This is a genomic window from Nonomuraea sp. B10E15 (genome assembly GCF_039871615.1).
GTDB lineage: Bacteria > Actinomycetota > Actinomycetes > Streptosporangiales > Streptosporangiaceae > Nonomuraea.
Map to the genome: position 1 here is coordinate 173,554 of NZ_JBDPMB010000014.1, position 25,517 is coordinate 199,070.

General features: G+C 71.3%; 26 protein-coding genes. 21 read left to right on the forward strand and 5 right to left on the reverse strand.

Annotated features, from left to right (window positions below; all coding sequences use genetic code 11):
• Positions 1-190 precede the first annotated feature (190 nt).
• Positions 191-1,270, forward strand: coding sequence for an inositol-3-phosphate synthase (locus tag ABGB14_RS32540; protein ID WP_347647657.1), 1,080 nt, complete (start codon positions 191-193; stop codon positions 1,268-1,270).
• Positions 1,271-1,313: 43 nt separating this feature from the next.
• Here ABGB14_RS32540 and ABGB14_RS32545 read toward each other — a convergent pair whose 3' ends face one another.
• From ABGB14_RS32545 to ABGB14_RS32555, 3 genes are all read right to left on the reverse strand, one after another.
• A complete protein-coding gene (locus tag ABGB14_RS32545; protein ID WP_347647658.1) occupies positions 1,314-1,607 on the reverse strand; it encodes a helix-turn-helix transcriptional regulator in 294 nt (97 codons plus the stop codon).
• Positions 1,608-1,916: 309 nt separating this feature from the next.
• Positions 1,917-2,855, reverse strand: coding sequence for a Gfo/Idh/MocA family oxidoreductase (locus ABGB14_RS32550; protein WP_347647659.1), 939 nt, complete (start codon positions 2,853-2,855; stop codon positions 1,917-1,919).
• Positions 2,852-4,009 carry a Gfo/Idh/MocA family oxidoreductase gene (locus ABGB14_RS32555; RefSeq protein ID WP_347647660.1) on the reverse strand — a complete coding sequence of 386 codons (1,158 nt, stop codon included), beginning with the start codon at positions 4,007-4,009 and terminating at the stop codon, positions 2,852-2,854. The genes ABGB14_RS32550 and ABGB14_RS32555 overlap by 4 nt, the downstream gene beginning before the upstream one ends.
• 141 nt (positions 4,010-4,150) lie before the next feature.
• On the opposite strand from ABGB14_RS32555, the gene ABGB14_RS32560 reads away from it, so the two are divergent.
• The 5 genes from ABGB14_RS32560 to mftF are packed head-to-tail and all read left to right on the forward strand — an operon-like array spanning position 4,151 to position 9,815.
• Positions 4,151-5,491 carry an MATE family efflux transporter gene (locus ABGB14_RS32560; protein ID WP_347647661.1) on the forward strand — a complete coding sequence of 447 codons (1,341 nt, stop codon included), beginning with the start codon at positions 4,151-4,153 and terminating at the stop codon, positions 5,489-5,491.
• Entirely contained in the window at positions 5,488-6,534 is a 1,047-nt protein-coding gene (locus tag ABGB14_RS32565) for a hypothetical protein (protein ID WP_347647662.1), read from the forward strand. The genes ABGB14_RS32560 and ABGB14_RS32565 overlap by 4 nt, the downstream gene beginning before the upstream one ends.
• Positions 6,521-7,090: a hypothetical protein gene (locus ABGB14_RS32570; protein ID WP_347647663.1), complete on the forward strand. Its 570-nt coding sequence runs from the start codon at positions 6,521-6,523 to the stop codon at positions 7,088-7,090. Before ABGB14_RS32565 ends, ABGB14_RS32570 begins: the two co-directional genes overlap by 14 nt.
• The gene (locus ABGB14_RS32575; RefSeq protein ID WP_347647664.1) at positions 7,087-8,442 is read left to right on the forward strand and encodes a condensation domain-containing protein; all 1,356 of its coding nucleotides are present in this window, start codon (positions 7,087-7,089) and stop codon (positions 8,440-8,442) included. Before ABGB14_RS32570 ends, ABGB14_RS32575 begins: the two co-directional genes overlap by 4 nt.
• Positions 8,439-9,815, forward strand: coding sequence for a mycofactocin biosynthesis glycosyltransferase MftF (mftF, locus tag ABGB14_RS32580; RefSeq protein WP_347647665.1), 1,377 nt, complete (start codon positions 8,439-8,441; stop codon positions 9,813-9,815). Before ABGB14_RS32575 ends, mftF begins: the two co-directional genes overlap by 4 nt.
• Here the strand turns inward: mftF and ABGB14_RS32585 are convergent.
• Positions 9,787-10,413, reverse strand: a complete 627-nt coding sequence (locus ABGB14_RS32585) for a LuxR C-terminal-related transcriptional regulator (RefSeq protein WP_347647666.1) — start codon at positions 10,411-10,413, stop codon at positions 9,787-9,789. The genes mftF and ABGB14_RS32585 overlap by 29 nt on opposite strands.
• Entirely contained in the window at positions 10,394-11,260 is an 867-nt protein-coding gene (locus tag ABGB14_RS32590; protein ID WP_347647667.1) for an inositol monophosphatase, read from the reverse strand. Before ABGB14_RS32590 ends, ABGB14_RS32585 begins: the two co-directional genes overlap by 20 nt.
• 136 nt (positions 11,261-11,396) lie before the next feature.
• On the opposite strand from ABGB14_RS32590, the gene ABGB14_RS32595 reads away from it, so the two are divergent.
• From ABGB14_RS32595 to ABGB14_RS32665, 15 genes are all read left to right on the forward strand, one after another.
• The gene (locus ABGB14_RS32595) at positions 11,397-12,710 is read left to right on the forward strand and encodes an aspartate aminotransferase family protein (RefSeq protein ID WP_347647668.1); all 1,314 of its coding nucleotides are present in this window, start codon (positions 11,397-11,399) and stop codon (positions 12,708-12,710) included.
• A complete protein-coding gene (locus tag ABGB14_RS32600) occupies positions 12,707-13,696 on the forward strand; it encodes a Gfo/Idh/MocA family oxidoreductase (RefSeq protein ID WP_347647669.1) in 990 nt (329 codons plus the stop codon). The genes ABGB14_RS32595 and ABGB14_RS32600 overlap by 4 nt, the downstream gene beginning before the upstream one ends.
• Positions 13,697-13,699: 3 nt before the next feature.
• Positions 13,700-14,767 carry a polysaccharide deacetylase family protein gene (locus ABGB14_RS32605; RefSeq protein WP_347647670.1) on the forward strand — a complete coding sequence of 356 codons (1,068 nt, stop codon included), beginning with the start codon at positions 13,700-13,702 and terminating at the stop codon, positions 14,765-14,767.
• Between the two features lie 11 nt (positions 14,768-14,778).
• Complete coding sequence (locus tag ABGB14_RS32610; protein ID WP_347647671.1) at positions 14,779-15,816, forward strand: hypothetical protein; 1,038 nt, start codon at positions 14,779-14,781, stop codon at positions 15,814-15,816.
• Entirely contained in the window at positions 15,809-16,327 is a 519-nt protein-coding gene (locus ABGB14_RS32615; protein ID WP_347647672.1) for a hypothetical protein, read from the forward strand. Before ABGB14_RS32610 ends, ABGB14_RS32615 begins: the two co-directional genes overlap by 8 nt.
• A gap of 97 nt (positions 16,328-16,424) precedes the next feature.
• Positions 16,425-18,176 (forward strand): fatty acyl-AMP ligase, encoded by a 1,752-nt coding sequence (locus ABGB14_RS32620; RefSeq protein WP_347647673.1) that lies wholly within the window; start codon positions 16,425-16,427, stop codon positions 18,174-18,176.
• A gap of 15 nt (positions 18,177-18,191) precedes the next feature.
• Positions 18,192-18,431 carry an acyl carrier protein gene (locus ABGB14_RS32625; protein WP_347647674.1) on the forward strand — a complete coding sequence of 80 codons (240 nt, stop codon included), beginning with the start codon at positions 18,192-18,194 and terminating at the stop codon, positions 18,429-18,431.
• Positions 18,428-19,360, forward strand: coding sequence for a 3-oxoacyl-[acyl-carrier-protein] synthase III C-terminal domain-containing protein (locus tag ABGB14_RS32630; protein ID WP_347647675.1), 933 nt, complete (start codon positions 18,428-18,430; stop codon positions 19,358-19,360). Before ABGB14_RS32625 ends, ABGB14_RS32630 begins: the two co-directional genes overlap by 4 nt.
• 6 nt (positions 19,361-19,366) lie before the next feature.
• On the forward strand, positions 19,367-20,704 hold the full coding sequence (locus ABGB14_RS32635) for an ATP-grasp domain-containing protein (RefSeq protein WP_347647676.1): 1,338 nt from the start codon (positions 19,367-19,369) through the stop codon (positions 20,702-20,704).
• Positions 20,701-21,975: a type III PLP-dependent enzyme gene (locus tag ABGB14_RS32640; RefSeq protein ID WP_347647677.1), complete on the forward strand. Its 1,275-nt coding sequence runs from the start codon at positions 20,701-20,703 to the stop codon at positions 21,973-21,975. The genes ABGB14_RS32635 and ABGB14_RS32640 overlap by 4 nt, the downstream gene beginning before the upstream one ends.
• On the forward strand, positions 21,972-22,235 hold the full coding sequence (locus ABGB14_RS32645; RefSeq protein ID WP_347647678.1) for an acyl carrier protein: 264 nt from the start codon (positions 21,972-21,974) through the stop codon (positions 22,233-22,235). The genes ABGB14_RS32640 and ABGB14_RS32645 overlap by 4 nt, the downstream gene beginning before the upstream one ends.
• Before the next feature lies 1 nt (position 22,236).
• Positions 22,237-23,037, forward strand: coding sequence for a hypothetical protein (locus ABGB14_RS32650; RefSeq protein ID WP_347647679.1), 801 nt, complete (start codon positions 22,237-22,239; stop codon positions 23,035-23,037).
• Positions 23,037-23,651: a hypothetical protein gene (locus ABGB14_RS32655; protein ID WP_347647680.1), complete on the forward strand. Its 615-nt coding sequence runs from the start codon at positions 23,037-23,039 to the stop codon at positions 23,649-23,651. The genes ABGB14_RS32650 and ABGB14_RS32655 overlap by 1 nt, the downstream gene beginning before the upstream one ends.
• Positions 23,648-24,802: an acyl-CoA dehydrogenase family protein gene (locus ABGB14_RS32660; protein WP_347647681.1), complete on the forward strand. Its 1,155-nt coding sequence runs from the start codon at positions 23,648-23,650 to the stop codon at positions 24,800-24,802. Before ABGB14_RS32655 ends, ABGB14_RS32660 begins: the two co-directional genes overlap by 4 nt.
• Positions 24,803-24,813: 11 nt before the next feature.
• Positions 24,814-25,482, forward strand: a complete 669-nt coding sequence (locus ABGB14_RS32665) for a 4'-phosphopantetheinyl transferase superfamily protein (protein WP_347647682.1) — start codon at positions 24,814-24,816, stop codon at positions 25,480-25,482.
• Positions 25,483-25,517: the final 35 nt, after the last annotated feature.

A 25,517-nucleotide genomic window follows, 5' to 3' on the forward strand; every position in this document is an offset into this window, starting at 1 on the left:
GCGCAGCCGTGCGCATTTCACGCCGCGCACAAGTCAACCTGTCCCCGGACATTGATGGATCTGATGGAGAGATACCTGACCGCCGAACGCAGAGGGTGGGAAATGTCGGATACCCGACACGCGTGTGGCGATTCTCCTTTGCGCTGCACTTGGATGGTCACCATTCCGGTTCATTGATGGGAGGAACCGCATGGGTTCGGTTCGTGTGGCCATTGTCGGTGTCGGCAACTGCGCGTCGTCGCTGGTCCAGGGCGTTCACTATTACAAGGACGCCGACCCGGACGTACGGGTCCCGGGCCTGATGCACGTGAAGTTCGGCGATTACCACGTCGGCGACATCGAGTTCGTCGCGGCCTTCGACGTCGACGCCAAGAAGGTCGGCCGCGACCTGTCCGAGGCGATCGTCGCCAGCGAGAACAACACGATCAAAATCACCGACGTGCCACCCACCGGAGTGACCGTCCAACGCGGCCACACCCACGACGGCCTCGGCGAGTTCTACCAGGACATCATCGAAGAATCCGACGAAAGCCCCGTCGACGTGGTCCACGTGCTCCGCGACAACCAGGTCGACGTCCTGGTCTCCTACCTACCCGTCGGCTCAGAAGACGCCGACCGCTTCTACGCCCAATGCGCCATCGACGCCGGCGTCGCCTTCGTCAACGCCCTGCCCGTCTTCATCGCCTCCGACCCCGCCTGGGCCGCCAAGTTCACCGAAGCCGGCATCCCCATCATCGGCGACGACATCAAATCCCAGGTCGGCGCCACCATCACCCACCGCGTCATGGCCAAACTCTTCGAAGACCGCGGAGTCGAACTCCTGCGCACCTACCAGCTCAACTTCGGCGGCAACATGGACTTCATGAACATGCTGGAGCGCAAGCGCCTGCAGTCCAAGAAGATCTCCAAAACCCAGTCAGTCACCTCCCAGATCCCCCGCGAAATGGGCAAAAGCGACGTCCACATCGGCCCCTCCGACCACGTCCCATGGCTCGACGACCGCAAATGGGCCTACGTCCGCCTCGAAGGCCGCTCCTTCGGCGACACCCCCCTCAACCTCGAATACAAACTCGAGGTCTGGGACTCCCCCAACTCCGCCGGCATCATCATCGACGCCGTCCGCGCCGCCAAGATCGCCCTCGACCGCGGCATCGCCGGCCCCATCCTGTCAGCGTCCTCCTACTTCATGAAGTCACCACCCGAGCAGTACTCCGACGACCAGGCCCGCGACTACGTCGAGAAATTCATCCGCGGAGAGGTCGAACGCTGATCGTCACCGCCGCCCGGAACCCGGGCGGCCCCGGTATGTCCCCTCAGCCGGTCACCGGTTCAAGAGCGAATGACTGCCGGTTCGTCCGGGCCCTGCGGATCGCCCATGACTGCGCGCGGCTGGACAGCAGAACGCCGAGCTCGAGGCGGCTTCGCGCGCCCACGAGGGTCATGGTGCGGGATACGTGCCGCTGGACAGTGCGCGAGGAGATGTCCAGCTTGTTGCCGACGGCCTCATCGGTCCATCCGGCGGCGAGCAGCAGGATGACCTCCTGCTGTTTCCTGCTGATCAGTCCACCACGCATGCAGGCGTTGAGCCATTCAACCAATGCGTACACGTGTCTCCTCTCGAATGCAGACCTCGAACAGCTGGGCCGAGACATACGGACGGCTCACGTCGCTGGCTGGACTTACTGGCCTTCGCCGCTGGATCGCCCGGGCGCACGGGGCGCAACACCTGGAGTAAATGCTTTCTAACAGCCCCCGGTATAACGCAGGTATCTTTCTAGCGGCCCCTGGTATAAAGCGGGTATGCGGTAACACGACCGCTCAGGAGGCCCGGCTCCGGTCCGACGGCATGCGTCGCCGCGATCGCGCGGGGCCGTGCTCCGGGTCCGCGCGGCAGGCCTGGGCGGAAGGCCGTCTCCCTAGCGCAGGTTCTCCGCGACGGTCACCCAGCGCAGGGTCTCCGAGAGGGGGATGCGAAGGTCCGCGGCTCCCCTGACCACCGCGGTGAAGTGCTCCACCTGGGTCCGGAACTGGTTGGCCGCCGCGGGGGTCCACGTCCGGTCGCCGTGAGCGGTCGCGAGGCGGATGGAGCCCGCTCCGGACGCCAGGAAGGGCAGCTCCAGATCGAGGACACCGGCGGTGCCCACCAGCAGGAGCCGTTCGGCGAACGTGCCGGTGAACCCCCAGGACGCCGTGCCCGTCGCGCCTGACGCGAAGCGCAGCGACGCGGAACCCGCGACGTCCGGACGGCCGGTGAACGTGCCGTGGGCCTCCGCCACGTCACCGAGCAGCCACATCAGAGCGTGAACGCAGTAGCAACCGAGGTCCCAGAACGCTCCGCCGCCCAGCTCGGCGGAGAGGCGGAAGTCGTCCGGCTCTCCGAGCGGAACGGAGAAGTGCGCGTGCGCGGTGGTGATCTCGCCGATTTCGGCGAGGAGCGTCGTGAAGGCGGGGGCGTCGTACTGGGGGTGGAAGCGGTACATGAACCCCTCCATCACCACCCGACGGCCCCGACCGGCAGCGGCGGCGGCGATCTCCTTCACCTCGGCCGACGATCTGGCCATCGGCTTCTCGCAGAGCACGTGCTTGCCGGCCTCCAGCGCGCGCACGGTCCACTCGGCGTGCAGGGAGTTGGGCAGCGCCACGTAGATCGCGTCGACGGCCGGGTCGGACAGGACCTCGTCATAGGAGCCGTACGCCCGGGCGCCGGGATGGCCTTCGACCATCTCCGCGGCCCTGCCGAGATCGCGGGCGCCGACGGCGGCGAGGCGCGCCACGGAGGAGGCCGCCACCGCCGGCAGGAAGTCCGAGCGAGCGATGCGGGCCGCCCCCAGCACTCCCCAGCCGAGCGCCGTCATGCCGGAAGCCCCGCCCAAGGCATGGGTGTCACGGGCTCGAACGCGGACTCGATCTTCGTTGTGCCGCACTCCGTCATGGCGAGGATGATCTCCAGTACGTGCAGGGCCTGGCGGGCTGACACGCGGGCCCTGCGGCGCTCGATGACGGCGTCGGCCACTTCGGCCACCCCCCGCGCGAAGTCCATGTCGTGCATGTCCTCGCCGGGCTCCCGGTAGCGGTGGGGGTAGTCGGCCGGCCGGACCAAGGGGAAGGTGACCGGCGGCTCGAGATAGTGATCGCACGTCTCCCGCCGCTCGGCGGGCACCACCGCCCGCAGGGTGACACCGGCACCGTAGTCCCAGCACTCGGTGACGCTCAGCACGCCGTCGTCGCCGATGATCCGCAGCGCGCGGTCCTCGGGGGCCAGCGTGGAGCAGGTCAGCCTGGCGATCACACCCGAGGCGAAGCGCAGGGTCGCGGTCGTGAAGTCGGGCGCGAAGTCACAGCCGGTCATGCCGGGCACCTTGCCGGGGACCACCAGCGCCGAGAACGACGTGACCTCCGTGACCGGGCCGAAGAAGGCGGTCAGCCAGTTCAGGTAGTACGCCGCGTGTTCCAGGGCCGGACCCACGCGGAACTCGTCCAGGTAGGGCCACGGCGCACCGGACTCGCTGACCCAGGTCCAGTACGGCATCTGATGGATGGCCCCGTCGTCGAGTTCGGCGTAGACCAGCCTGGGGCGCCCCACGACGCCGTCGCGCAGCGCACGCCACAAGGTCTGCGCCGTCTCCCCGAGCAGGGTGCACGGGCCGGCGCCGAGGGTCAGGCCGCGGGACTCGGCCAGTTCCACGAGCTCGCGCGCCTCGGCGAGAGAAAGGGCGAGAGGCTTTTCCGAATAAACGTGCCGGCCCGCCTCGAGAGCAGACCTGGTCACGTCCGCATGGCTTCGCGGATTGGTGAGGTTGACCACGATGCGGACGGATTCGTCGGCCAGCAGGTCGGCCATGGACGCGAAAACAGGAATGCCGTGGTGGCGGCTGAAATCCGCGGCCCGCTCCGGAACGGCGTCATGGACGCCGACGGCTCTGAGCTGCGGGTGGTTGGGGAGAGTGGTCGCATAGTAGTCGGCGACATATCCACATCCCACTATCGCGATGCCCATTGGTTCCTGCATGCCCAGCACCTTAACCCGTTCCCTATTACGGTAATAGGACCCTGAACGGGCATAGCCGTTCAGTCAGCTGGTCGCCCTTCTCCGCCATGGCTATGGTTGCCGAAATGCAGCGTGTTTTGCATTCACCCGGAAGGGGAAATCGTGGCGCAGGTCGTTCGTCCACCTGAGTCCGTGCCGTGGGCGGGCCGCCTCGAGATCGCCCGCCTGGCTTTTCCGATCCTGTACGGCGAGATCGTGGGTGTCGTCACGCCGCTCATCATCCTGGCCATCATGGGCCGCGTGGACGAGGAGGCGCTCTACCTCAGGTCGCTCTACATGCCGCTCGCCTTCCTCTTCATCGCCTTGCAGATGGGCCTGGACATCAGCAACCAGGTCGCCGCCGCGTTGAGCCGCGGCCGGGGACGACCCCAGGACGTGCCGCCCTCGGCGGCGAGCATGGCCGTCGTGGGCGGCGCGGTGTGGGGGGTCGTCGCTCTCGCCGTCATCGCGGGCGCACCCTGGATCGCCTCGCTGCTCGACGTGCCGCCCGGTTCCACGGCGAACTTCGTGTCCTTCGTGCGCTGGATCTGCTGTGCCAACCTGTTGTGGTTGCCGGTGTCCTTGTGCTCGTCCAGCCTCAGGGGCTACGGCCACGCGCGCAGCGCGGCAGGTGTGGTCCTGCTGGGCGCCGGTGCGGAGATCGCCACGGTGGCCGTCCTCGGGTTCGGCACCGGCCTCGGCATGTACGCGCTGCCGATCGCCATGGCTACCGGAGCCGTCGCCGCGCTCTCCTACGCCGTCGTCGCGCTGGCCAGGACCGACGTATGGCGATCGAGGGGGACGTTCGGCTGGCGGCCGGAGGCGATCGGCCACCTGGCCGGCGCCGGCGGGCCTATCACGATCTCGTTCCTGGTGATCGCGGCGAGCAACTTCGGCCTGATGTGGGTGGTGGCGCCGTTCGGTCCCGACGTCGTCTCAGGGTTCTCGGTAGCCGTGGCCCTGGAGACGCTCATCCTGGTCCCGTCCACCGCCATCGGCTCCGCGACGGCGATCACGATCAACCGGTTGCGCGGAGCCGGCCGGCCCGATCTGGTGCTGCCGGTCATGAAGGCGGGCATGGGGCTGGCGTGGCTGACCTACGCGGTGCTGGCCCTCGCGGTGTGGCTGCCTCGCGCTCCGCTGGCCTCGCTGGTCGCTGGGACGCCCGACGTCGCCGCGCAGACCGAGCTCTTCCTCGGCATCGTCGGGCTCACGTACGGGTGCATGGGGATCACGGTCACCGCCATCGTGGTCGTCGAGCAGATCGGTGGCGGGGTCCTCGCGCTCCTGCTGAACATCCCGTATTTCCTGGGAGGCGTCGTCGTGGGAGCGCTGCTCGCGCGGGAGGTCGGCGTCCAGGGCTTCTACTGGACGCTCGCCGCCCTGAACACCGTGGGCGTGCTGGTCGCGCCCCTGCTCACGCGCGGATTCGTCCGCCGCCGCTTCCCCGAGGGGGACCGATGAAGGTCAGCGTCGCCATCATGCATCATCCGGCCCGCGCCCACCTGGTGGACGCCCTGGTCAGAGCCTGCCTGCCGCTGGTGGCCCGGGTGGTGACCGATCCGGACCCGTCGGGCGTCCGCAGCCCGCTGCGCACGGCCAAACGCGCGTGGGCCGCCGTGGCCGAGGGCGCCACCCACCACCTGGTCATCCAGGACGACGCGCTGCTCTGCGACGGTTTCGCCGCGCAGGTCATGGCCGCCGTCGCGGCCAGGCCGCGGCACGTGGTGGCCCTCTACTCCGACTGGAACAGCCCGCAGAACTCCTATCTCGTACGCCGGGCCGCGGCGGCGGGCGCCGCGTGGGCCCCGCTCTCCCGCACCGACTGGGCGCCCGCCGTCGCCCTCATGATGCCCGCCGACCAGGCCCGCGCGCTGGCCCGCTATCTCGCGCCGATTCCCGACGAGGTGATCGACGACGACGAGATGATCGCCCGGTTCTGCCGCGAGCGGCGCTCGCCGATGCTGGCCACCATCCCGCACCTCGTGGAGAAGGGGAAGGTCGAATCCCTCACCGCGCACGAGGACCTGTATCACGCGACCGTGTTCGCCGGCCGGACCCCGCCGCCGGCGGCTCACTGGGCGCGCGATCCGGCGCAGGACGCCGCGCTGGCGGCCAGGTTCGAGCGGGCGGATCCCTGGGAGCACGTGGTCGAGCTCCGCGGCTCGCGCTGCTACCTCCGCTTCACCCGCCCGCACACGGAGGAGCCGGCCGGACACGAGTACGGCTGGTACTGGCACGACTGGGCGCCGCTCGTCGGCATGGATCCGGGCGCGGTCCCTGGGCAGGGCGTGCGGGCCGAGGTCTGGGCGGCGGGATACCTGCTCGGCGCGGACACGCCCGCGTTCGGTCCCGCGAACTGGCTCCGGCCGGCCCTGGCCACGTGGGTCGAGTCCGGCCTGCGGCCCGCCGACCGGTCGCGGCTCGGCCGTGAAGAGCGCGCCGCGCTGACGGAGGCGTGCCTGGAAGGCTTCTCGGTCAGGAGGACCGCCGATGTCGCCGGCTGAGGACCTGCGGGCTGTGGCGGAGCGGATGGCCCGCAGGGAGGCGCGGCTGAACCGCCTCATCGCCCCCGACCAGCCACCGGGTGTCATCCGCCCGCCCGCTCCCGACGTGGTGATGCGGGTGGTGCCGTGCCCGGTCTGCGGTGCCGCGGGCGCCGATCCGCCGTTCGACCACTGGAGCGTGAGCGGCGAGGAGAGCGAGCTGCCCACGCTCGCCGTGCTCGGTTGCGAATGGCTGACCCCGCGGGCGGTGTTGCCCATGGCCGTCGCGATCGAGCATGGGACAGGGCCGCTCGCGTACCGGACGCGGGCCGTGGCGCGGCTGGGCCTTCAGGACCTGCGGGCCGTCGACCGGAGCGAGACCTGGGCGGACGCCCTCGCGGACGGGCGCGGCGCCGCGGGCGACGACGGCGAGGCGACGTTGCCCGCCGTGACCAGGGCGCGGGACGGCGACCTCCGGCCGATGTTCACCGGCCCGCACGCGCCGGAGTCCGAGACGCGGCTCAACGCCATGTATCTGGAAGTCCGGCTGACGACCATGACCGAGGAAAGCATATGAAAGACGTGACCTGGCACAAGGTCCCCTTCACCGGGAACCGCGCGGAAACAGGGCCCGCCACGTGGGGCCAGCGGCAGGTCTGGCGTGACCTGCGCCAGATGCCGGGCGGCACGCCGTACAACGTCGCCTGCCCGCTGACCGTCGCCGAGGGCATCGGCCTGGACGACGTGCTGGAGTTGACGGCCGAGCTGGTCGGGCGGCACGAGTCCCTCCGCACGGTCTTCACCGACGAGGGCGGGCTCACGCAGCGGGTGCTCGCCTCCGGCGAGATCCTGGTCGGCGTCCTGGACGAGCGGGGAACAGGCCAGGACGAGGTGGACGCGCTGGCGGAGCGGCTGCGTGAAGAGGATTTCGACCACGCCGCCGACGCGCCCTTCCGCGCGGCCGTGGCGGCGCGCGACGGCGTGCCGTACGCGGTCGTCGTGTGCGCCACCCACATGGCGACGGATCTGCAGAGCATCCGGCTGCTCGCCGCGGAGCTGGAGCGCATGCTCGGCAGCCGGGCGGAGGGAGGCCCGCTGCCCGAGCCCGTGCCGGCCGCCCAGCCGCTCGATGTGGCGGCCGCGGAGCAGTCCGACTCCGGGCGGCGGATGGAGTCGGCCGCGCTGGCCAACGTCCGCTCCACGCTGAGCGCCTTCCCGCGCGCCAACTTCTCGCGGCCGGCCGGGCCCGCTCAGACGCCCCGCTACCGGCAGGCGGGCCTGAGCTCGTACGTGGCCGCCGCCGCGCTGGACACGCTGGCCGCCCGTCACCGGGTCGGCAGCTCGACCGTGGCCCTGGCCGCCGCGGCCGCGATGCTCGGCACGGTCACCGGCCGTGACGAGGTGGGCCTGCTGCTCGTGGCGGGCAACCGCATCCCGGCCGAGTTGCGGCATGCCGTGGGCACCCTCACGCAGGACGTCCCGGCGCTGATCGAGGTGGCCGGCCCGGCGTTCTCCGACGTGATCCGGGCGACCTGGAAATCGTCGATCCGCGCCTACCGCCACGGCAGGTTCGATCCGGACAAGGCCTGGGACGTCATCGCCGACCTCGGCGAGGAGAGGGGCGGGCATCCGGAGCTGCGCTCCTTCTTCAACGACTACAGGACGCCCTCCGCGCCGGTGATCCGCCCCGGCGCCCCGGCCGCCTCCGAGCTCGGCTGGGCGGACAGCACCGACGAGGACGGCATCACCGTTTTCGTGCAGGTGGGAGACATGCCCGGGCATCCCGGCGCGGTCCTGCTGTCGCTGTGCGCCGACACCACGTACATGCCTCCCGACGCCATCGAACGGTACCTGTGGGGCGTCGAACGGCTGCTGGTCGACCAGCTCTCCCACGACGTGCAGGTGGCTCGGCTCGGAGAGTACGCGTGATCCCGCGTCTGGACCCCGGCACGCGGGTCCTGGGGCAGGGACGCGTCCTGGTGGGCGGCCATCCCCGCCGGGTGATGCACCTCGATCGGGCCCAGGCCGGCGAGGTCGCCCGCTGGCGGGCCGGGCGGCCGGTGTCCGGCCCGCATCGCGCACTCGCCCGCCTGCTGGTGGAGGCGGGGCTGCTGCGGCCGGAGCCGGGAGCGGGGGGACCGGCGGAGGCGGAGGTGACCGTCGTCGTCCCCGTGCACGGGCGCGCGCGGGAGCTGGCCGCGTGCCTGGCCGGGCTGCGCGGGCTCGCGGTGATCGTGGTGGACGACGGTTCTCCGGACGACGAGGCCGTGTCGAAGGTCGTCTCCGATGCCGGGGCCGCCTACGTGCGCCGGGACACGCGAGGCGGCCCGGCCGCCGCCAGGAACACCGGGCTGGCCGCTGTGACCACGCCCTACGTGGCGTTCGTGGACTCCGACTGCGTCCTGGAACCCGGCTGGCTGGACCGGCTGCTGCCGCACTTCGCCGACCGGGAGGTGGCGGCGGTCGCCCCGCGGATCGTGTCGTACGGAGTGGAACGCGGCTGGTTGTCGCGTTACGAGGCCACCCGTTCCGCGCTCGACATGGGTGACACCGCCGCGGTGGTGAGGCCCGACGGCCCGGTGCCGTACGTGCCGACGGCGGCGCTCGTGGTCCGGCGGTCGGCGGCGGGCACCGGTTTCGACGAGCGGCTCCCGCTGGGGGAGGACGTCGACTTCGTCTGGCGGCTGGTCGGTTCGGGGTGGCAGGTCCGCTACGAGCCCGGCGCCGAGGTCGCTCACCGTCACAGGGTCCAGCCGGGCAACTGGCTGGCCCGCCGCGTCGAGTACGGCACCTCGGTGGCGGCGCTGGAGCGCAGGCACCCCGGCGCCGTCCCGGCGCTCGACGCGTCCGCGTGGGGCGTCCTGGCCTGGGCCGCCGCGGTGTGCGCCCCTGGCCGGGCGGCCCGCGCGGGCCTGGCGGCCGCCTGCGTGGCCGTCCACGCGGCCGGCCTGGCCAGGGAACTGCCCGGCGAGCCGGCGCGGGCGGCCGCGCTGGCCGCCGCCGACACGCTGACGGCGGGCCGCCTGGCCGGAACGTCGGTGGCGCAGGTGTGGTGGCCGCTGGCGCTGCCCGCCGCGATCGCCGTCCCCCGGCTGCGCCTCCCGCTCGTCGCCGCGCTGGTGCTGCCCGCGCTGGCCGAGTGGGTGGAGCGCCGCCCGCCGCTCGACCCGGTCAGATACGTCGCCGCGCACGTGCTGGACGACGTCGTGGGCGCGGTCGGGGTGTGGAAGGGGATGGTGCGCGAGCGGATGTTCCGGCCGCTGTTGCCGCGTCTCAGGCGTACTCGATCAGGCGGGCCTTGATCGCCGTGACGACCGCCGCGGTCCTGTTGGGCGAGTCCAGCTTCAGCAGCACGCTGGCCACCAGCCTTTTCGCGCCGTGCTCCGAGATCGACAGGCGACGCGCGATCTGCCTGTTGCTGAGGCCGTCGGCGAGCAGGGACAGCGTCACGCTTTCCCGTGCGGTGAGGCTGACCGGCGGACGGCGCTGTGGCGCGTCCGCCGCGGACGGCGGGCCTGACGCGCGCGTGAGCAACTCCCGCGCCAGCCGGTCGGGAATGGCGAGCTCGCCCGCGACCACCCGGTGCAGGGCGTCGCGCAGATGATTCGCCGTGATCTCCTCCTGGATGAGGTAACCGTCGAACTGCGAGGAGAGGGTGAACTCGGGGCGGGTCACCTGGGCCTCGTCGAGCAGGAGAATGGTCTTGACGTCGTTTTCGCGCGTGCCGGGCAGCGCTTCCGTGGTGATCAGGACATCACAGGCGTCGCCGTCGACCGTGAGGTTCACCATGGGGACCTGCCGCAGAACGGTCTCCAGACCTCGATGAAGCAGCTCGCTGCCGACGAGAATCGCGACGTTGATCGGTGCGGTATCTGTGCCTTCAGGAAAGGTCGGCGTCATGACTCGCATCAAATACGGTCGTTGTTGGGCAGGGCCAGGCATTTGACGAGTTCCGGACAGCGAGCTCCGCGAATTCCGCGAGGCGGTCCGACAGGCGCCTCCCGTGCGCGGCGAAGAGCGGACCCCAGGCCACGAAACCGGACCGGCGCCCCGTTCCCGGCTCCCCGGGCACTCCCGCGAAACCCCCTCCCGCCGCCCTGACCAGTGACCGCCCGGCGGCCACGTCCCAGACGAACACGTCCGCGTTCACGGCCAGGTCGGCCCGGCCCGCGGCCACGTAGGCGAGCGCCAGCGCCGAGGACCCGATCCTGCGCACGTCCGCCGTCTCCACCAGCTCCGCGTGCAACCGGGCCTCCGCGGGGTCCCGGACGCCCGGCGTCGGGATGTCGGTCAGGACGACGGGCAGCGGATCAGGCTCCACGACGCGCGGGGGCGCCGGACGGCCGTCGATGCGGAGAACGCCGCCGGCCGCGGTGAACAACTCGCCGCGCGTCGGCTCGTAGACGGCTCCGCCCACCGGCTCGCCGCGCACCGACACCCCGATCGACACCGCGTACAGCCCGAGACCGCGCGCGAAGTTGTGCGTGCCGTCGATGGGATCGACGTACCACTCGACCTCGCCCGCTCCGCTCGAGCCCGTCTCCTCACCGACGATCACGCTGTCGGGGCAGGACGCCGACAACATGGAGCGGATCAGCGACTCGGCCTGCCCGTCCGCCTCCGTCACCACGTCATGCCGGCCGCTCTTGGCCCGGGTCTCGACGCCGGGGCCGTAACGGGTGACGAGGAGCGAGCCGGCTTCGACGGCGGCCGCGGCGGCGAGGGCGACCAGCCCGACGTGATCCATCTCCTCACCCTAGGCGGGTGAGGGGCCCGTGGCACCGGCTCGTTCGGGTATGCCCTCTCGCCCGGCCGATCGCCGCTTATGTCCCGTCCGGACCGGTCGGCACGCTGGAGCACACACACCTGGAAGGGCCTGAAAAATGGCAATGGGACTGACGTCCGAGCGCAGCAGGTCGGACGCTCACTGGGCCGCGGAGCAGCGGGTCATCGGGCCCGGTCTGCAAGCCGTGATGTTGTGGTCGAAGCTCTGCGTCGAGCATGCGGAAGGCGCCATGCTCACGGACGCCGACGGGCACGAGATCGTGGACTTTCAGGGCGCCGGCGGCGTCAACTCGATCGGACACTCCCACCCCCGATACGTCGCGGCGCTGGCCGCCCAGCTCACCGGCACCCCCGCGGGCGCGTTCGGCTCGCCCGCCCGACTCGACATGGTGAACGCCCTGAGCCGCGTGCTCAGCGCGCCCCTCGACCGCATCCAGCTCTACAGCGGCGGCACCGAAGCCGTGGAAGCGGCCCTGCGACTGGCCAAGTCGGTCACCGGGAAACACGAGTTCCTGTCCTTCTGGGGCGGCTTCCACGGCAAGACGATGGGCAGCCTGGCGCTCACGTCAGGAGCCAGGGCCGGGCTGGGCCCGCTGCCCGCGGGAAACTTCAGCGCACCCTACGCCAACTGCTACCGCTGCCCGCTGAAGCTGAAGAGCCCCTCCTGCGGATTCGCGTGCGTGGACCTGGCGCGGGACGTCATCAAACGCGAATCGACGGGGGCGCTCGCCGCCATCGTCGTCGAGCCCGTGCAGGGCCGGTCGGGCAACGTCGTCCCGCCCGACGGCTACCTCGCGGCGCTCAAGGAGGTGGCCGAGGAGTTCGACGCCCTGCTCATCGCCGACGAGATGATGACCGGCTTCGGCCGTACGGGAGCGCCGATGGCCTACCGGCACGAGGACGTCACCCCGGACATCGTGACAGTGGGTAAGGGAATGGGCGGGGGGTACCCGGTCACCGGGGTGATCTCCACCTCCGACCACATGTCCGCCGCGCCCTTCTCCGACCCGAGCGCCAGCTCCTCCAGCTTCGGCGCGTTCCCCATGGCCTGCCGGGCGGTGGCCGCCACCACGGACGTGCTCGTCGAGGAGGACCTCGCGGAACACGCGCGCAAGCTCGGGGCCGAGCTGTTGGAACTGCTGCGCCCGCTGGCCGACGAGGCGCCGCTGGTGGGAGACGTACGCGGGCTGGGCCTGGCCATCGGCATCGAGCTGGTGGCCGACAAAGCCACCAAGGAACCCGTGTCCGGCCAGGTGTTACGCGAGACGTTCCGCGCCCTGCTGGAGGCGGGCGTCCTGGTCATGACGGGCGGCAACACGTTACGGCTCTACCCGCCGCTCAACGTCGACGACGACCTCGCCCGCGAAGCCGCCGGCGTGATCCGCGCGACTCTGGCAGGAGGGACCCGATGAAGGTGGCGATCGCGGGCTTCGGCGTCGCCGGCGCGGCCCGGCTGTCGGCCTACCGCCGCCTGGCGGGCGTGGACGTGGTCGCCGTCGTCGACCCGTCGCCGGCCAGGCAGGAGACGGCCAGGCAGGCCGGCATCCGCGCGTACGCCGAGCTCTCCGAGCTGAGCGCCGAACACGCGCCCGACGTCGTGGACGTGTGTGCCCCGCCCGGTCACCACCGCGGCCTGGCCCTGGCCGCGCTGGGATCCGGCAGCCACGTGATCTGCGAGAAGCCCGTCGCCTTCCGCGCGGCCGACGCGCTCGACCTGACCGAAGCGTCGAGGCGGGCCGGACGGCTGCTCTACCCGGCGCACAACTACCTGTTCTCGCCGATGATGCGGCTGCTGGAGGAGTGCGCGGCCGGCGCCGGGACACCGCGGACGTTGTGCTTCCGCATCGAGCGGCAGACCCACGCCAGGGGCAACGACTCCTACCGGCCTGACTGGCGGCGTGACCCGGAGATCGCCGGCGGCGGCATCCTGCTGGACCACGGCTCGCACTGCGTCTACATGGCCGCCCGCCTCTTCGGGGAACGACCAGCCAAGGTCTCCGCCGTGGCCCGCTGGCAGAGCGAAGGCCTCGACGAGGCCATCGAGGTGCGGCTGCACTTCCCCTCGGGCATCGCCGACATCGAGCTGAGCTGGGTCGGCGACCGGCGTACGAACCTCTACACCCTGGCGGGCCCCGCCTCCTCGGTGACCATCACGGACGGCACCGCCGTGCTGACCGGGCCCGGCGGTGACGAGGAACGATCGCTGGAGTCGCCCACGCGGAGCTCCACCCACGAGGAATGGTTCGCTGACCTCTTCGCCGACTTCACCGACCGGCTGGCGCGACCCGCGTCGTGGGCGGAGCCCCTCCACGACGTCGTCTCGACCGCCGAGGTCATCGAGGCGGCGTACACGTCGGCCCGGCGGGACGGCCAGCCCGTCCAGCTCCGGCAGGGCTGACCGATGTGGTACGCGGGCATCGGATGGGAGAAGGACGCGTACGAGCTGGCCGTCCTGGATCACGCGGGAGCCCACGTCGTGCCCCCGCTCCGCCTCGAGACCGTGGGGGTGGGGGACGTCGTGGCCCGCCTCCTCCGGCTGGCCGGACGCGAACCGCTGATGTGCGTCATCGACGCCACCAACGGGGTCGTCGACGGTCATCTGACGGCCGCGGGACTCGACGTCTACCGCGCCGACGGCGACGTCGCACCGCTGAGGCGGGCGTTCGGCTCGCCGGACGCGGCCGTCCTGGCGGAGCTGGGCCGTACCGACAGGTCACGCTTGACCAGGATCGTCCTCGACTCGGGCACGCTCACCGGGCTCGACCAGCGGATCGAGGAGGACCTGGAGTCGGCCGCGCTCGTCGAGGCCGAGCAGGTCGCCTCGGGCCGGTGCCTGCCGCACGGCAGCCGCGTGCACCCGAGGGTGGCGCTCACCTTCGACGACGGCCCTCACCCCGACCACACGCCGCGCGTGCTCGACCTGCTCCGCCACTACCGCGTGCCCGCCACCTTCTTCTGCCTCGGGCTGCACGCCGCGGCCCATCCCCACCTGGTGGCGCGGATCGCGGAGGAAGGCCACGGCGTGGGCAACCACACGTGGTCACATCCCTACCTGCCCGACCTCACCAGGCAGGAGGTCCTCGCCCAGGTGGACAGGACGGCCGAGGTGCTGGCCGGGATCACCGGGCAGGTCACGACGTTGTTCCGGCCGCCCTTCGGCGGCCGCGACGCCGACGTGCTCGGGTGGCTGGCCCGGCACGGACAGACCACCGTGCTCTGGGACGTCGAGGCCGCGGACTGGGCGCTGCCCGGCGCTTCGGCGATCGCCCACCAGGTGATCGGCGACACGGACTTCGGATCCGTCGTGCTCCTGCACGACGGCGGCGGCGACCGTTCGCAGACGATCGAGGCGCTCCCGCTGATCCTGGAGACCCTCATGGTGAGCGGGTGCAGATTCGTGCCCGTCGAGGACCTGATCGACGCCGACGAGCAGAAAGAGCGCGTGGGATCTTCATGGACATCCGCATAAGCGTCGCGATCATGCATCATCCGCGCCGGGCCGACCGGGTCACCTCGCTGCTCGCCTCGTGTGCCCCGCTCGACGCGCGGGTGATCGTGGATCCGGACCCGTCGGGAACCCCCAGCCCGCTGCGTACGGCAAAGCGCGCCTGGGCGGCCGTGCCCGACGGCGCCACCCACCATCTCGTCCTGCAGGACGACGTACGGCTGAGCGCCGGATTCGCCGCCCACCTGGCCGATGCCGTCCGCGCGCGGCCGCGGCACGCCGTCGCCCTCTACTCCAACTGGAACAGCCCGCAGAACTCGTACTTCGTCAGGCGGGCCGCGGCGGCCGGCTCCGCGTGGGCGCCGCTGTCGCAGGAGGAGTGGATCCCGACCCAGGGGCTCGTGCTCCCGGCCGAGCGCGCCAGGGAGCTGGCCGCGTACCTCGCTCCCATCAGCGACGACATCCGCGACGACGACGAGATGGTCGCGCTCTTCTGCGCCGAGCGCGGACTGCCCGTGCTCGCCGCGGTGCCGCATCTGCTCGACCATGAGGACACGCCCAGCCTGGCCGGACATCCCGGTTCCTTCCACGCGACCGTCTACGCGGGCGACACGCACCTCGCCCCCGGACACTGGCGCACGTGGGACGACCGGGAGCGGGGGACGTTCGCGGTCGAGCTCATCGACTCCCGGTGCTTCCTGCGGCTGTTTCGTGCGGGAGAGCCCGTGGAGCATCCCTTCGGCTGGTACTGGGCGGACTGGTCGGCCCTGATCGGCATGGATCCGCGGCGGATCCTCGCCGCCCTGCCGCGCCGGGACGTCCCCGCGTACGCGCGGGAGTTGTGGGCCGCCGCGTACATCCTCGGGGCGGACGCGGGTGAACGCGCGGGCCCCGGCGCGGACTGGATGCTCCACCGGGCGATCACCTCGTGGGTCGCCTCAGGGCTCGGCGCCGCCGACCGTGCCCGCCTGGACGAGCGTTCGTCCGCGGCTCTGACCGGGCTCGGCGTCCAGGCCGTCGAACGCGGTCGGGCGGCGGCCCGGCCGCGTCTGGAGGAGCTCGTCCGTGCGTGAGGCAGCGACCATCACCGAGCGGATGGCCCGGCGGGAGGCACGGGCGCTGCTGCTCATCCCGCCCTCGATCCCCGCGCCGCCAGGGGTGCTCGATCCCCAGGTCAGCCTGCGTTCCGTCACCTGTCCCCTGTGCGGCGCCCGACCCGAGCAGGCGCTCGCCGAGCGGCCGGACGACCGGCCGGTCGTGACGACCCTGGCCTGCGAGACGCTCGCCGACCGGGCCCTGCTCGCGGTGCTCGCCGCCGGCTCCGGGCGCTACCTGTCGCGGGGGGTGTTCGTGGCCAGGCGACCGTCGTCCGCGAACGTGACCGAGTTGCTGACCGCCCTGGACGCCGCCGAAAGCTGGGCGGATCCGGGCAGGAGCGGCCCGGGCGCCGACGCGGTGGTGCCCGCCTCGACCCGGGTGGCGAACGAGGTGCCTTCGCACTTCCTCTCGCCCCACGCCGAACTCGACGACCTGAACACCCTCTACACGCGGGTCCGGTACGCGGCCGTCCGGGCGGGGCTGTGAAGCCGATCAGGCATAGCCCTTGGGCCGCCCGAACGCGGCTGTCGCCTCCGAGAACCGGACGAAATCATCCCATCAAGTTCCCATCAGGGAGGGTTGCATGCCTGACCACGACACCTTGACGGCGCTCCTGCGGGACTGGGCCGTCGTCCGCGGCGATCAGGAAGCGGTCGTTTTCGCGACGGACCCGACGGACGCCGCCGGCGACCAGTGCCTCACCTACGCCGAGCTGGATCGAGCCGCGCGCCGCGTGGCCGCGCTGCTCCACCTGCACGCCGACCCGGGCGATCGGGTCCTGCTGCTCAACGAGCCGGGCCTCGGCTTCGTCACGGCCTTCTTCGGCTGCGTCTACGCGGGCATGATCGCGGTTCCGGCGCCGCCGCCCGGCGGTCACCGCAGCCACCAGGCCCGCCTGGCGGGCATCGCCAGAGACGCGGGCGTCAAGGTGGCGCTGGCCGAGCAGGCAGGGCTGGACGGCGTACAGGAGTGGGCCGCCGACGCCGCTCTGGAGACGATGACCTGCCTGGCCGTCGACGGAGCGCTCCCGCCGGCCGAGCAGTGGGCCGACCCGGGGACGACCGGCGCGGAGAGCCTGGTCTTCCTGCAGTACACGTCCGGTTCCACCGGAGACCCCAAGGGCGTCATGGTCGACCACGGCAACGTCCGGGCGAACACCGAGCTCTTCTGCCGGCTGACCGGCGCCACATCAAGGACGCGCTTCGGCGGCTGGCTGCCGACCTTCCATGACTTCGGGCTGATCGGCCTGCTGCTGACCCCCCTGTGCCTGGGCGCCACGACGGTGCTGATGTCCCCCCTGGCCTTCGTGAAACGGCCGTACGCCTGGCTGCGGCTGCTCGACCGGCACCGCGTCAACCTCACCGCCGCCCCCAACTTCGCCTTCGACCTCTGCGTGCGAGCGGTCACCGAGACGCAGGCGGCCGGGATCGACCTCTCCTCGGTCACCCAGGTGCTGAACGGGTCGGAGCCGATCCGCGCCGCGACCCAGCAGGCCTTCATCGAGCGCTTCCAGCCTCATGGGCTCGATCCCGTGGCCATGCTCCCCGCCTACGGCCTGGCCGAGGCGACCCTGGCGGTGAGCTGCTCCGACCATCGGCGCGGCCCGGTGACCACCGGCGCGGACGCCTTCCAACTCGCCCTCGGCCACTTCGTGCCCGCCCTGCCGGCGGGTACGGAGGAGCACACCCGGCACCTGGTCTCCAGCGGGCCCGCCCGCGACGAGATCGTCATCGTGGACCCCGTGGACGGCGAGATCCTGCCGGACGGGCGGATCGGCGAGATCTGGGTGCGCGGTCCCCAGGTGGCGCGCGGCTACTGGAACCGTCCTGACGCGACCAGGGCCGTCTTCGGAGCGACCACCGGCCGGGGCGGCGGCGACTACCTGCGCACCGGCGACCTCGGGACGATCCACGACGGTCAGTTCTACGTGACGGGCCGCATCAAGGAAGTGCTGATCGTCCACGGGCAGAACCTCTACCCCCAGGATCTGGAGGCGACGGTGCGCGCGGCGCACCCGGCGCTCGCTCGCGGGGTCGGCGCGGTCTTCACGGTGCCCACCCCGGACGAGGAGATCGTGATCGTCCAGGAGTGCCGCGCGCACGCCCTGGAGGACATGACGCCGTCCGGCCTCGCCGCGCAGATCCGCAGCGCCATCCGGCGTGACTTCGGCGTCGCGGTCGGCGGCGTGGTCCTGGTCAGGCCGTCCCAGGTCCGGCGGACCACCAGCGGGAAGATCCAGCGCGGGCTGACGCGCGACCTGTTCACCAAGGACGAGCTCAAGGCCGTGCACGAGGAGCTCACGCCCGCCGTGCGCGCTCGCTACCGGGTGACATGAACGAAGGAGACGTCCGTGGACGATCTGCGTAGCTGGCTGACCCAGCGGGTCGCGTCCTACCTCGGCAGGGATCCGTCGGAGATCAGTCCTTCGGTGTCGCTGGCGACGTACGGGCTGGACTCGGTCTACACGTTCGCGATGTGCGGCGACATCGAGGACCATCTGGATCTGCGGATAGAGCCGACCGTGGCCTGGGACTACGAGACCATTGACGCGCTGGCCGAGCACTTGAGCACGCTGGTGGAACAGCGATGACCGACCTGCGGGAAGTCGCGGTCCACCTTCCGCCGCAACGCGTGGCGATCGCCTCGCTCCAGGACGAGCTGGGGCTGACGGACGCGCAGCTCAGGGCGTTCGAACGGTTCTTCGGTCTCTCGCACGTCCGCCGCGAGCCCGGCGGCACCGGCTACGACCTCATGCTCGCCGCCGCCGGCAAGCTCAGCGAACTGCACGGCCAGGAGGACCGCGTTCGCTACGTGATCCAGGCACGGAGCATGCCGGTCGCGACCGTCTACCCGAGGAGCGACGTTCACGAGGTGAGGCGGGCGCTCGGGCTGCGCCGGGCGCAGGCGTTCGCCATCGTCCACCAGGTGTGCGCGTCGGGGCTGCTCGCGGTCGACCTCGCCGGCCGGCTGCTGGCGGCCGACGGCGATCCCGACGCCCTCGCCCTGATCCTGACCGGCGAGAAGACCTTCACCACCATGGCGAGAACGGTGCCCGGCGCGGCCGTGAACGGTGAAGGGGCGGCGGCGCTCCTGGTCGGCGTCGGGGGCGGGCACGATCGGGTGCTCGGATACGCGACGCGCACGTACGGCAGGTTCCACTCCGGTTACGTGCTCCCTGACGAGTTGAACGCCGACTTCCAGCAGGTCTATCCGAACGCGGTGGCCGACGTCCTGACGGCCGCCGTGGACCGGGCCGGGATCTCCCTCGACGACGTGGCCCTGATCCTGCCGCACAACGTCAACCGCGTCTCCTGGGTGCGGGTGTGCCGGCTCATGGGCTTCCCGCTGGAACGCGTCCTGCTGGACAACGTCCCGGAGACCGGCCACTGCTTCTGCGCCGACTCCTTCATCAATCTCCGTACGGCTCAGGAACTCGGCCGGTTGCGGCCGGGCGACCGGTACGTGATGGCCGCCGTGGGCTTGGGCGGGTTCTTCTCCGCCATGGTGTTCGAACACTGAAAAGGCATGCTCATGTTTCTCCAACGCGTCAAGTCGGCGCTGACGGGTTCGCCGGACACGCCGCTGGCCTTCGTCGGCAATTTCGAGGTCGAGGACCAGTGGGCGGTGGGGGAGAAGGGTCTTCCCCGCCCGGGATTCTCCGCCGGAGCCGCCGTCGTCAACCGGATGGACGAGTTCACCCTGCTCCTGGCGGGCCCTCACGACCACGTGATCCTCAAGGAGGCTCCCGACGAGGACTACGTCGCCCATCTCGCCGAGCTGGGCGTCGACCTGCCCCGGATCCACACGGTCGCGCGCAACGACCCGGAACGCACCGTGACGCTCGACGCGCTCGACGACCCTGACCTTGTGGCGACCCTGTCGGCGCTGGAAGGCGTCCGGCTGGCCCCGCACGGCACCTCGATCCTGGAGGAGCGGCTGTCCGCGGCGACCGGGTTGCCCCTGGTCACGCCGCGGGCCGACGTGTGCAAGGTGGTGAACAGCAAGATCTACAGTCGCCGGGCCGCCGACGACGCCGGCCTGCGCCAGGTGGCCGGGCGGACGGCCGAGACCATGGCCGAGCTGGAGGCCGCGCTGGACGAGGCGCTGCCCCTGCTCGACCAGGGCAGGAGCCTGGTGATCAAGGACGCCTTCGGCGTCTCGGGCAAGGGCATCGTGGTGGTCGAGGACCGGCGGAGACTGGAGCGCCTGCACGCGATGATTCGGCGCCGGGCCGCCAAGTCCGGCGACGACACGGTCGCGCTGGTCATCGAGGAGTGGGTGGCCAAGTCCGCCGACCTCAACTACCAGTTCACCGTCGGCCCGGACGCGAACGCGCACTTCGACTTCGTCAAGGAGGCCATCACCGAGAACGGCGTGCACAAGGGGCACCGCATCCCGGCGACGATCACGGCCGCTCAGGTGGCCGAGCTGGAGGAATCCTCCCAGCGGCTGGCGAAGATCCTCGCACGGGACGGCTTCCACGGCGTGGTCGGCGTGGACGCCATGGTGGACACGAGCGGGCGGCTGTATCCCGTGGTCGAGATCAACGCGCGCCACAACATGTCGACCTACCAGCTGCCCCTTCAGGAGCGCTTCATGGCGCCGGGGCAGGTCGCGCTGGCCAGGCAGTACCCGCTACGGCTCAGCGAGCGCCTGCCGTACCGGGTTCTGCGCGGGAAGCTGGCAGGGCTGCTGCTGGAGGGCCCGGGCGGCGCCGGTCTGCTCGTCAACAATTTCGCCACGGTGAACGCCGCCGCACGGGAGAGCTCCTCCTTCGACGGGCGCCTGTACGGCCTGCTGATCGCCGACGACCACGATGCGCGGACCGCCCTCGACCACGAGATCGTGAGGAGACTGACATGACGGCGTACCAGGTCCAGGGGATCGGGATCGGTGAGCTGGCCGGCCAGTACGGCACACCGCTCTACCTGTACGACGGTGACGCCCTGCGAGACCAGTACGAGAGGTTGCGCGCCCGCCTGCACGCACGGCTCGAGCTCTTCTTCTCGCTCAAGTCGAACCCGAACCTGTCCATCTGCGCCCTGCTCGGTTCGTACGGCGCGCGGGCCGAGGTCTCCTCCCTGGCCGAGCTGACCACCGCCGTGCGGGCCGGCATCGCGCCCGCGAACATCATCTTCCTCGGCCCGGGCAAGAGCGAGGCGGAACTGCGCGCCTGTCTCGACACGCCGGTGCGCGCCATCGTGTGCGAGTCCTTCGGCGAGCTGGACCTGATCGACCGCCTCGCCGCCGAACGAGGCCAGACCGCGGCCGTGGTGCTCCGCGTCAATCCCGCCTTCTCCGTCAAGGGCTCGAAGCTGACGATGGGAGGCAAGCCCCGCCAGTTCGGCATCGACGAGGAGCAGCTCCTGGGAGCGCCGGACCTCGTGGGCGGACATGCGAACGTGCGGATCGTCGGTGTCCAGGCGTACATGGGGACCCGCATCCTCAGCGAGGACGTCGTCGCGCAGAACACGGCGCTCATCCTCGACATGGCGGAACGGCTGTCGGAGAAGCTCGGCTTTCCCCTCGACATCGTCGACGTCGGCGGCGGGCTCGGCGTGGCCTACTTCGACGGCGAGCGGGACCTCGACGTGGACGTCCTGGCCGGCCTGCTCAACCCAGTCATCGAGGGGTTCGCCGCACACCATCCCGGGACCCGGATGATCATGGAGCTGGGCCGCTACCTCACCGCGCCGGCCGGTGTCTACGTCGTACGCGTGCGGTACGTGAAGTCCTCGATGGGGGAGCGGTTCGCGATCGCCGACGGCGGCACCAACCACCACATGGCGGCTGTGGGCATCGGGTCGTTCGTCAAGCGCAACTTCCCGATGCGGCTGCTCAACCGGACCGACCCGCCATCGGGACCCTGGAACGTCACCGGCCCGTTGTGCACGCCCAACGACACGATCGGCAAGGCGGTCGAGCTGCCAGAACTGCGCCCCGGCGACCTGCTCGGGGTGTTCAACTCCGGCGCGTACGGCCCCAGCGCGTCACCGGTGCTCTTCCTCAGCCACGGGCATCCCGCGGAGGTCCTGGTGGTCGACGGTGTGGCCCACCTCGTCCGCGACCGCGACCGTGTCGGCGACCTGCTGGACAGACAGCGACTCATCCCACGTAAGGAGACCAGCTCATGAGCAGAACCCAGGAGATCGAGCGTTCCGCGATCACCGGCGCCATCGCGGGCGCCCTCGCCGCCATGCTCGGCAGGGAAAGCTCGGAAATCCACGAGCCGACCCGCCTGTTCGACGACCTCGGACTCGATTCGACGAGCGTGCTGGAGCTGCTGATGCGGCTGGAGGACGACCTGCGGATCGAGTTCGACACCGACACTCTGGAGCAGCGGCATTTCGAGACGGTCGGCTCGCTCGCCGACTACGTCATCGAGCAGGGCTAGCGTGCGGCTGCATCGCATCGAAACCCGGATGTTCGACGAGGGGCGGCCGTTCTCCCCCGGCCGGGCCCACGCGCTGATGGACAGCTACGTCCAGGACGTCACCGGCCTGTACGGCCTGCCTCCGCGCCCCGGCTACCTGTCCACCCGGCTCAACAGTTACGCGGAGATGGCAGCGGCCGTGGTCCCGGAGCTGGGGCCGTTGCCGGTGCCGGTCGACGTGTTCGCCCTGGCGACCGCCGTGCCCGACACCGATCTGATCCGGTCGCCGACCTCGCTCCTCGCGGACCTGCTCCCCGGAGAGCCCTTCCCGCTCGGGGTGACGGATCAGGGGGTGGTCGCGCCTTTCACCGCCCTGAAGATCCTTCGCACGTACGGGGCGCCGGCCTGCGTGCTGATGGTGATGGACCAGCGGAGCCTGCCTTATGACGTGGCCGGGACGGAAGAGGTCGTGCCGCTGCGGGACTGTGCCGCGGGCCTGGTGTTCACCGGCGGCGGCGAACTGGCGGAGGGCTTCGAGGTGCGTCAATGGACCGAGATTCCGCCCGGGCGGGTGGCCGGCCTGCTCGCCGCGGAGCTGGGAGGGCGTACGGCGCTGGTCGCGGGACGGGGCCTGGCCGCGACGCTCCCGACCGAGTTCGAGGACATCAGGGTCGCGCCGACCGGATTGCCCTGCACCGGGGTCTGGGTGGCGCTGGCCGCCGCGCTGCCCGGGTGGCGCCGCCGGCGAGTCGCCGTCGCCGACTACGACCGCACGATGGGCAACCTCAGCATCTGCACACTCGACACCCAAGGCGAGGCGTGATGACTTCCCACGACGAATCCCCCTACGCGACCATCCGCGCCACCGCCAGGACGGAAGGGCTGGTCGCCGCGGCTCTCCTGCTGCACGCGGGGCCGGCGGCGGGCAGGGTCGTCTACGGTCCTGCCGGTCACGCCCTCGTCCCGCGCGAGGTGGCGGGCGCGCAGGCCACGGCCACCAGCCTCGGCGAGGTGGCGCTGCACGGGCGGTCACTGGTGGCCCTGCGCGAGCCGGCGAGGGCGGAGGCGAACGCCGCATGGACCCTGGGGCTGGCCTGGCTGCGCTACGGCCTGTCCGAAGGGCTACTCGAACACTGCCGTTCCTATCTGGGCGGGCGCACGTCTGACGGGTCGCCGCTGCTGCTGCTCCAACTGGTCAAGGCCCAGCTGGCCGAGGCGGTGATCGAGCAGTTGGAGGTCCTCACGGTGCTCGAGGGAGCGCAGCCCGGCGATCTCGACCACGACCATCTGACGGCGCTCCACCAGCGGATCACGCTGGCGGACCGCATGTTGCTGAGGTTGCTCGGCGGCAGCGGCTTCCGCGCCGACGGCCCCGGCCAGAGCGCCCACGTCTCCGAACTCCTGGCCGACGCCTACACCGGAAAGGCAGCGCGATGATCGAGCTGAACGAGCAGCAGTCGGTGCTGCGTGCCCATGCCCGCGAGTGGGCGCAGGACCTCGCGAAGTGGGCGCTCGACCTGGAACGCACTCCCGGCCTGGTGCACGAGCTCCTCGACCTGCCCGCCATGCGGTTCCTCGCCAGGTTTCCGGTTCCCGAGGAGTACGACGACGATCCGATCGTGCTCGACGGCCACCCCTTCCGCGGAAGCGGGATGGAGCGGGTCACGCTCTGCGAGGAGTTGGCAGCCGCCGACGCGGGCATGATGCTGGCCGCACCAGGCCCCTCGATGTCCGGGGTGCTCGTCAGCCACCTCGGCAGCAGGGCGCAGCAGGAGCTCTTCTTCGGGCGCATCACCGAACGTCCCACCTGGACCTTCTTCGCGCTCACCGAGCCCGAACGCGGATCGGACGCGGGCGCGCTGCAGACCACGCTCACCCAGGACGGCGATCGCCTGCTGCTCGACGGCGCCAAACGCTTCATCGGCAACGCCGCCCGCGCCGACCTCGGCGTGATCTTCGCCCGGGTCAAGCCGGGACCGCTCGGCATCGTCGCGGTGCTCGCCGACACGGGCCACCCCGGCTTCACCGCCACGCCGATTCCCACGGTGGGGCTGCGCGGCAACCAGGTCACCGATGTGCGCCTCACCTCCGTCGAGATCCCGGCCGGCCGGCTGCTCGGAGCGCACCTGTCCCCGTCCAGGCGCGGGCTGCTCGGCGCCGTCCGCGCGCTGAACCAGCTGCGACCCGTTGTGGCCGCCCTCGGACTGGGGATCGCCCGCGGCGCCCACGACTACGTACGCGCGCACCGGCGTGAGCTCACCGCATGGGAACGCGCCGAGCTCGACGGCATCGGCCTGCGCATCGAAGGCGTGCGGCAGCTCGTCCGCCGGGCCGCCCTCGCGTCGGACCAGGATGGTCCGGGTGTGGGCCCGCTCGCCTCCGCGGCGAAGTCGCGCGCGGCCCGCCTGGCGGAGGACGTGACCCTGCGCACGCTCGACTTCTTCGGGCCCGGTGCGCGCCTGGAGCATCCGCTGCTCGACAAGTTCGCACGCGACGCGCGCGGCATCGAGTACATGGAGGGCACGCGGAACGTCCACCATCTCAACGTGTTCCAGGGCATCTCCCAAGGCACGCTCCTCCGCGGCTGACGCGATCGCCGGTGGAAGCGTTGACCTTGTGGCGGGGCGTGGAGATCTGGCGGATCTCCACCGCCCGGACGGCGGACCTGGACGAACTGTCGAGCCGGCTCGACGAGCACGAGCAGGCCAGGGCGGCGGACCTCACCGACGCGGACGCCAGGCGGCGCTTCATCGTCTCCCACGGGGTCGTGAGACGGGTGCTCGGCCGACGCATGGGCGTTCGCCCCGACGAGGTGCGGATCGCCGCCGGCAGGCACGGCAAGCCGTACGTGCCGGGCAGGCCCGACGTGCAGTGGAACCTGTCGCACTCGGGGGACCTGGCCTTGCTGGTCGTGGCGTACGGGCGCAGCGTGGGCGTCGACGTGGAGCGGCTGCGTCCTGAGCTCGACCGGGCGGCGTTCGCCCGCAGGTTCTTCCCGGCGGGGGAGGCCGAGTTCGTCGACGGGTCGCCGGAGCGTTTCGCGTGGCTCTGGACGCGGCGCGAGGCCTGCGTCAAGGCGGCCGGCGGGCGGCTGGCTCAGGGTCTGCGGCTACCGGTCAACGGGCCGTCACCCGCGCTCGTCCGGGACCCGGCCGGCAGCCTGCCGGGAACGTGGCTGGTGCTGGACGTACCGGTGCCGCCGGGATTCCGGGCGGCAGCGGCGATCAGCGCTCGAACTCTTCCGACCTGGCCGAATTCCACCATTTAGGACCTCTGCGTACCTTTTTGAGGGTCTGGGAAGCC

Excerpts from the sequence above, each read along its gene's own strand:
- ABGB14_RS32540 (WP_347647657.1), top strand. The coding sequence starts at position 191 with ATGGGTTCGGTTCGTGTGGCCATTGTCGGTGTCGGCAACTGCGCGTCG.
- ABGB14_RS32550 (WP_347647659.1), bottom strand. The coding sequence starts at position 2,855 with ATGACGGCGCTCGGCTGGGGAGTGCTGGGGGCGGCCCGCATCGCTCGC.
- ABGB14_RS32555 (WP_347647660.1), bottom strand. The coding sequence starts at position 4,009 with ATGCAGGAACCAATGGGCATCGCGATAGTGGGATGTGGATATGTCGCC.
- ABGB14_RS32565 (WP_347647662.1), top strand. The coding sequence starts at position 5,488 with ATGAAGGTCAGCGTCGCCATCATGCATCATCCGGCCCGCGCCCACCTG.
- ABGB14_RS32570 (WP_347647663.1), top strand. The coding sequence starts at position 6,521 with ATGTCGCCGGCTGAGGACCTGCGGGCTGTGGCGGAGCGGATGGCCCGC.
- ABGB14_RS32575 (WP_347647664.1), top strand. The coding sequence starts at position 7,087 with ATGAAAGACGTGACCTGGCACAAGGTCCCCTTCACCGGGAACCGCGCG.
- ABGB14_RS32585 (WP_347647666.1), bottom strand. The coding sequence starts at position 10,413 with ATGACGCCGACCTTTCCTGAAGGCACAGATACCGCACCGATCAACGTC.
- ABGB14_RS32590 (WP_347647667.1), bottom strand. The coding sequence starts at position 11,260 with ATGGATCACGTCGGGCTGGTCGCCCTCGCCGCCGCGGCCGCCGTCGAA.
- ABGB14_RS32595 (WP_347647668.1), top strand. The coding sequence starts at position 11,397 with ATGGCAATGGGACTGACGTCCGAGCGCAGCAGGTCGGACGCTCACTGG.
- ABGB14_RS32600 (WP_347647669.1), top strand. The coding sequence starts at position 12,707 with ATGAAGGTGGCGATCGCGGGCTTCGGCGTCGCCGGCGCGGCCCGGCTG.
- ABGB14_RS32605 (WP_347647670.1), top strand. The coding sequence starts at position 13,700 with ATGTGGTACGCGGGCATCGGATGGGAGAAGGACGCGTACGAGCTGGCC.
- ABGB14_RS32610 (WP_347647671.1), top strand. The coding sequence starts at position 14,779 with ATGCATCATCCGCGCCGGGCCGACCGGGTCACCTCGCTGCTCGCCTCG.
- ABGB14_RS32620 (WP_347647673.1), top strand. The coding sequence starts at position 16,425 with ATGCCTGACCACGACACCTTGACGGCGCTCCTGCGGGACTGGGCCGTC.
- ABGB14_RS32630 (WP_347647675.1), top strand. The coding sequence starts at position 18,428 with ATGACCGACCTGCGGGAAGTCGCGGTCCACCTTCCGCCGCAACGCGTG.
- ABGB14_RS32635 (WP_347647676.1), top strand. The coding sequence starts at position 19,367 with ATGCTCATGTTTCTCCAACGCGTCAAGTCGGCGCTGACGGGTTCGCCG.
- ABGB14_RS32640 (WP_347647677.1), top strand. The coding sequence starts at position 20,701 with ATGACGGCGTACCAGGTCCAGGGGATCGGGATCGGTGAGCTGGCCGGC.
- ABGB14_RS32645 (WP_347647678.1), top strand. The coding sequence starts at position 21,972 with ATGAGCAGAACCCAGGAGATCGAGCGTTCCGCGATCACCGGCGCCATC.
- ABGB14_RS32655 (WP_347647680.1), top strand. The coding sequence starts at position 23,037 with ATGACTTCCCACGACGAATCCCCCTACGCGACCATCCGCGCCACCGCC.
- ABGB14_RS32660 (WP_347647681.1), top strand. The coding sequence starts at position 23,648 with ATGATCGAGCTGAACGAGCAGCAGTCGGTGCTGCGTGCCCATGCCCGC.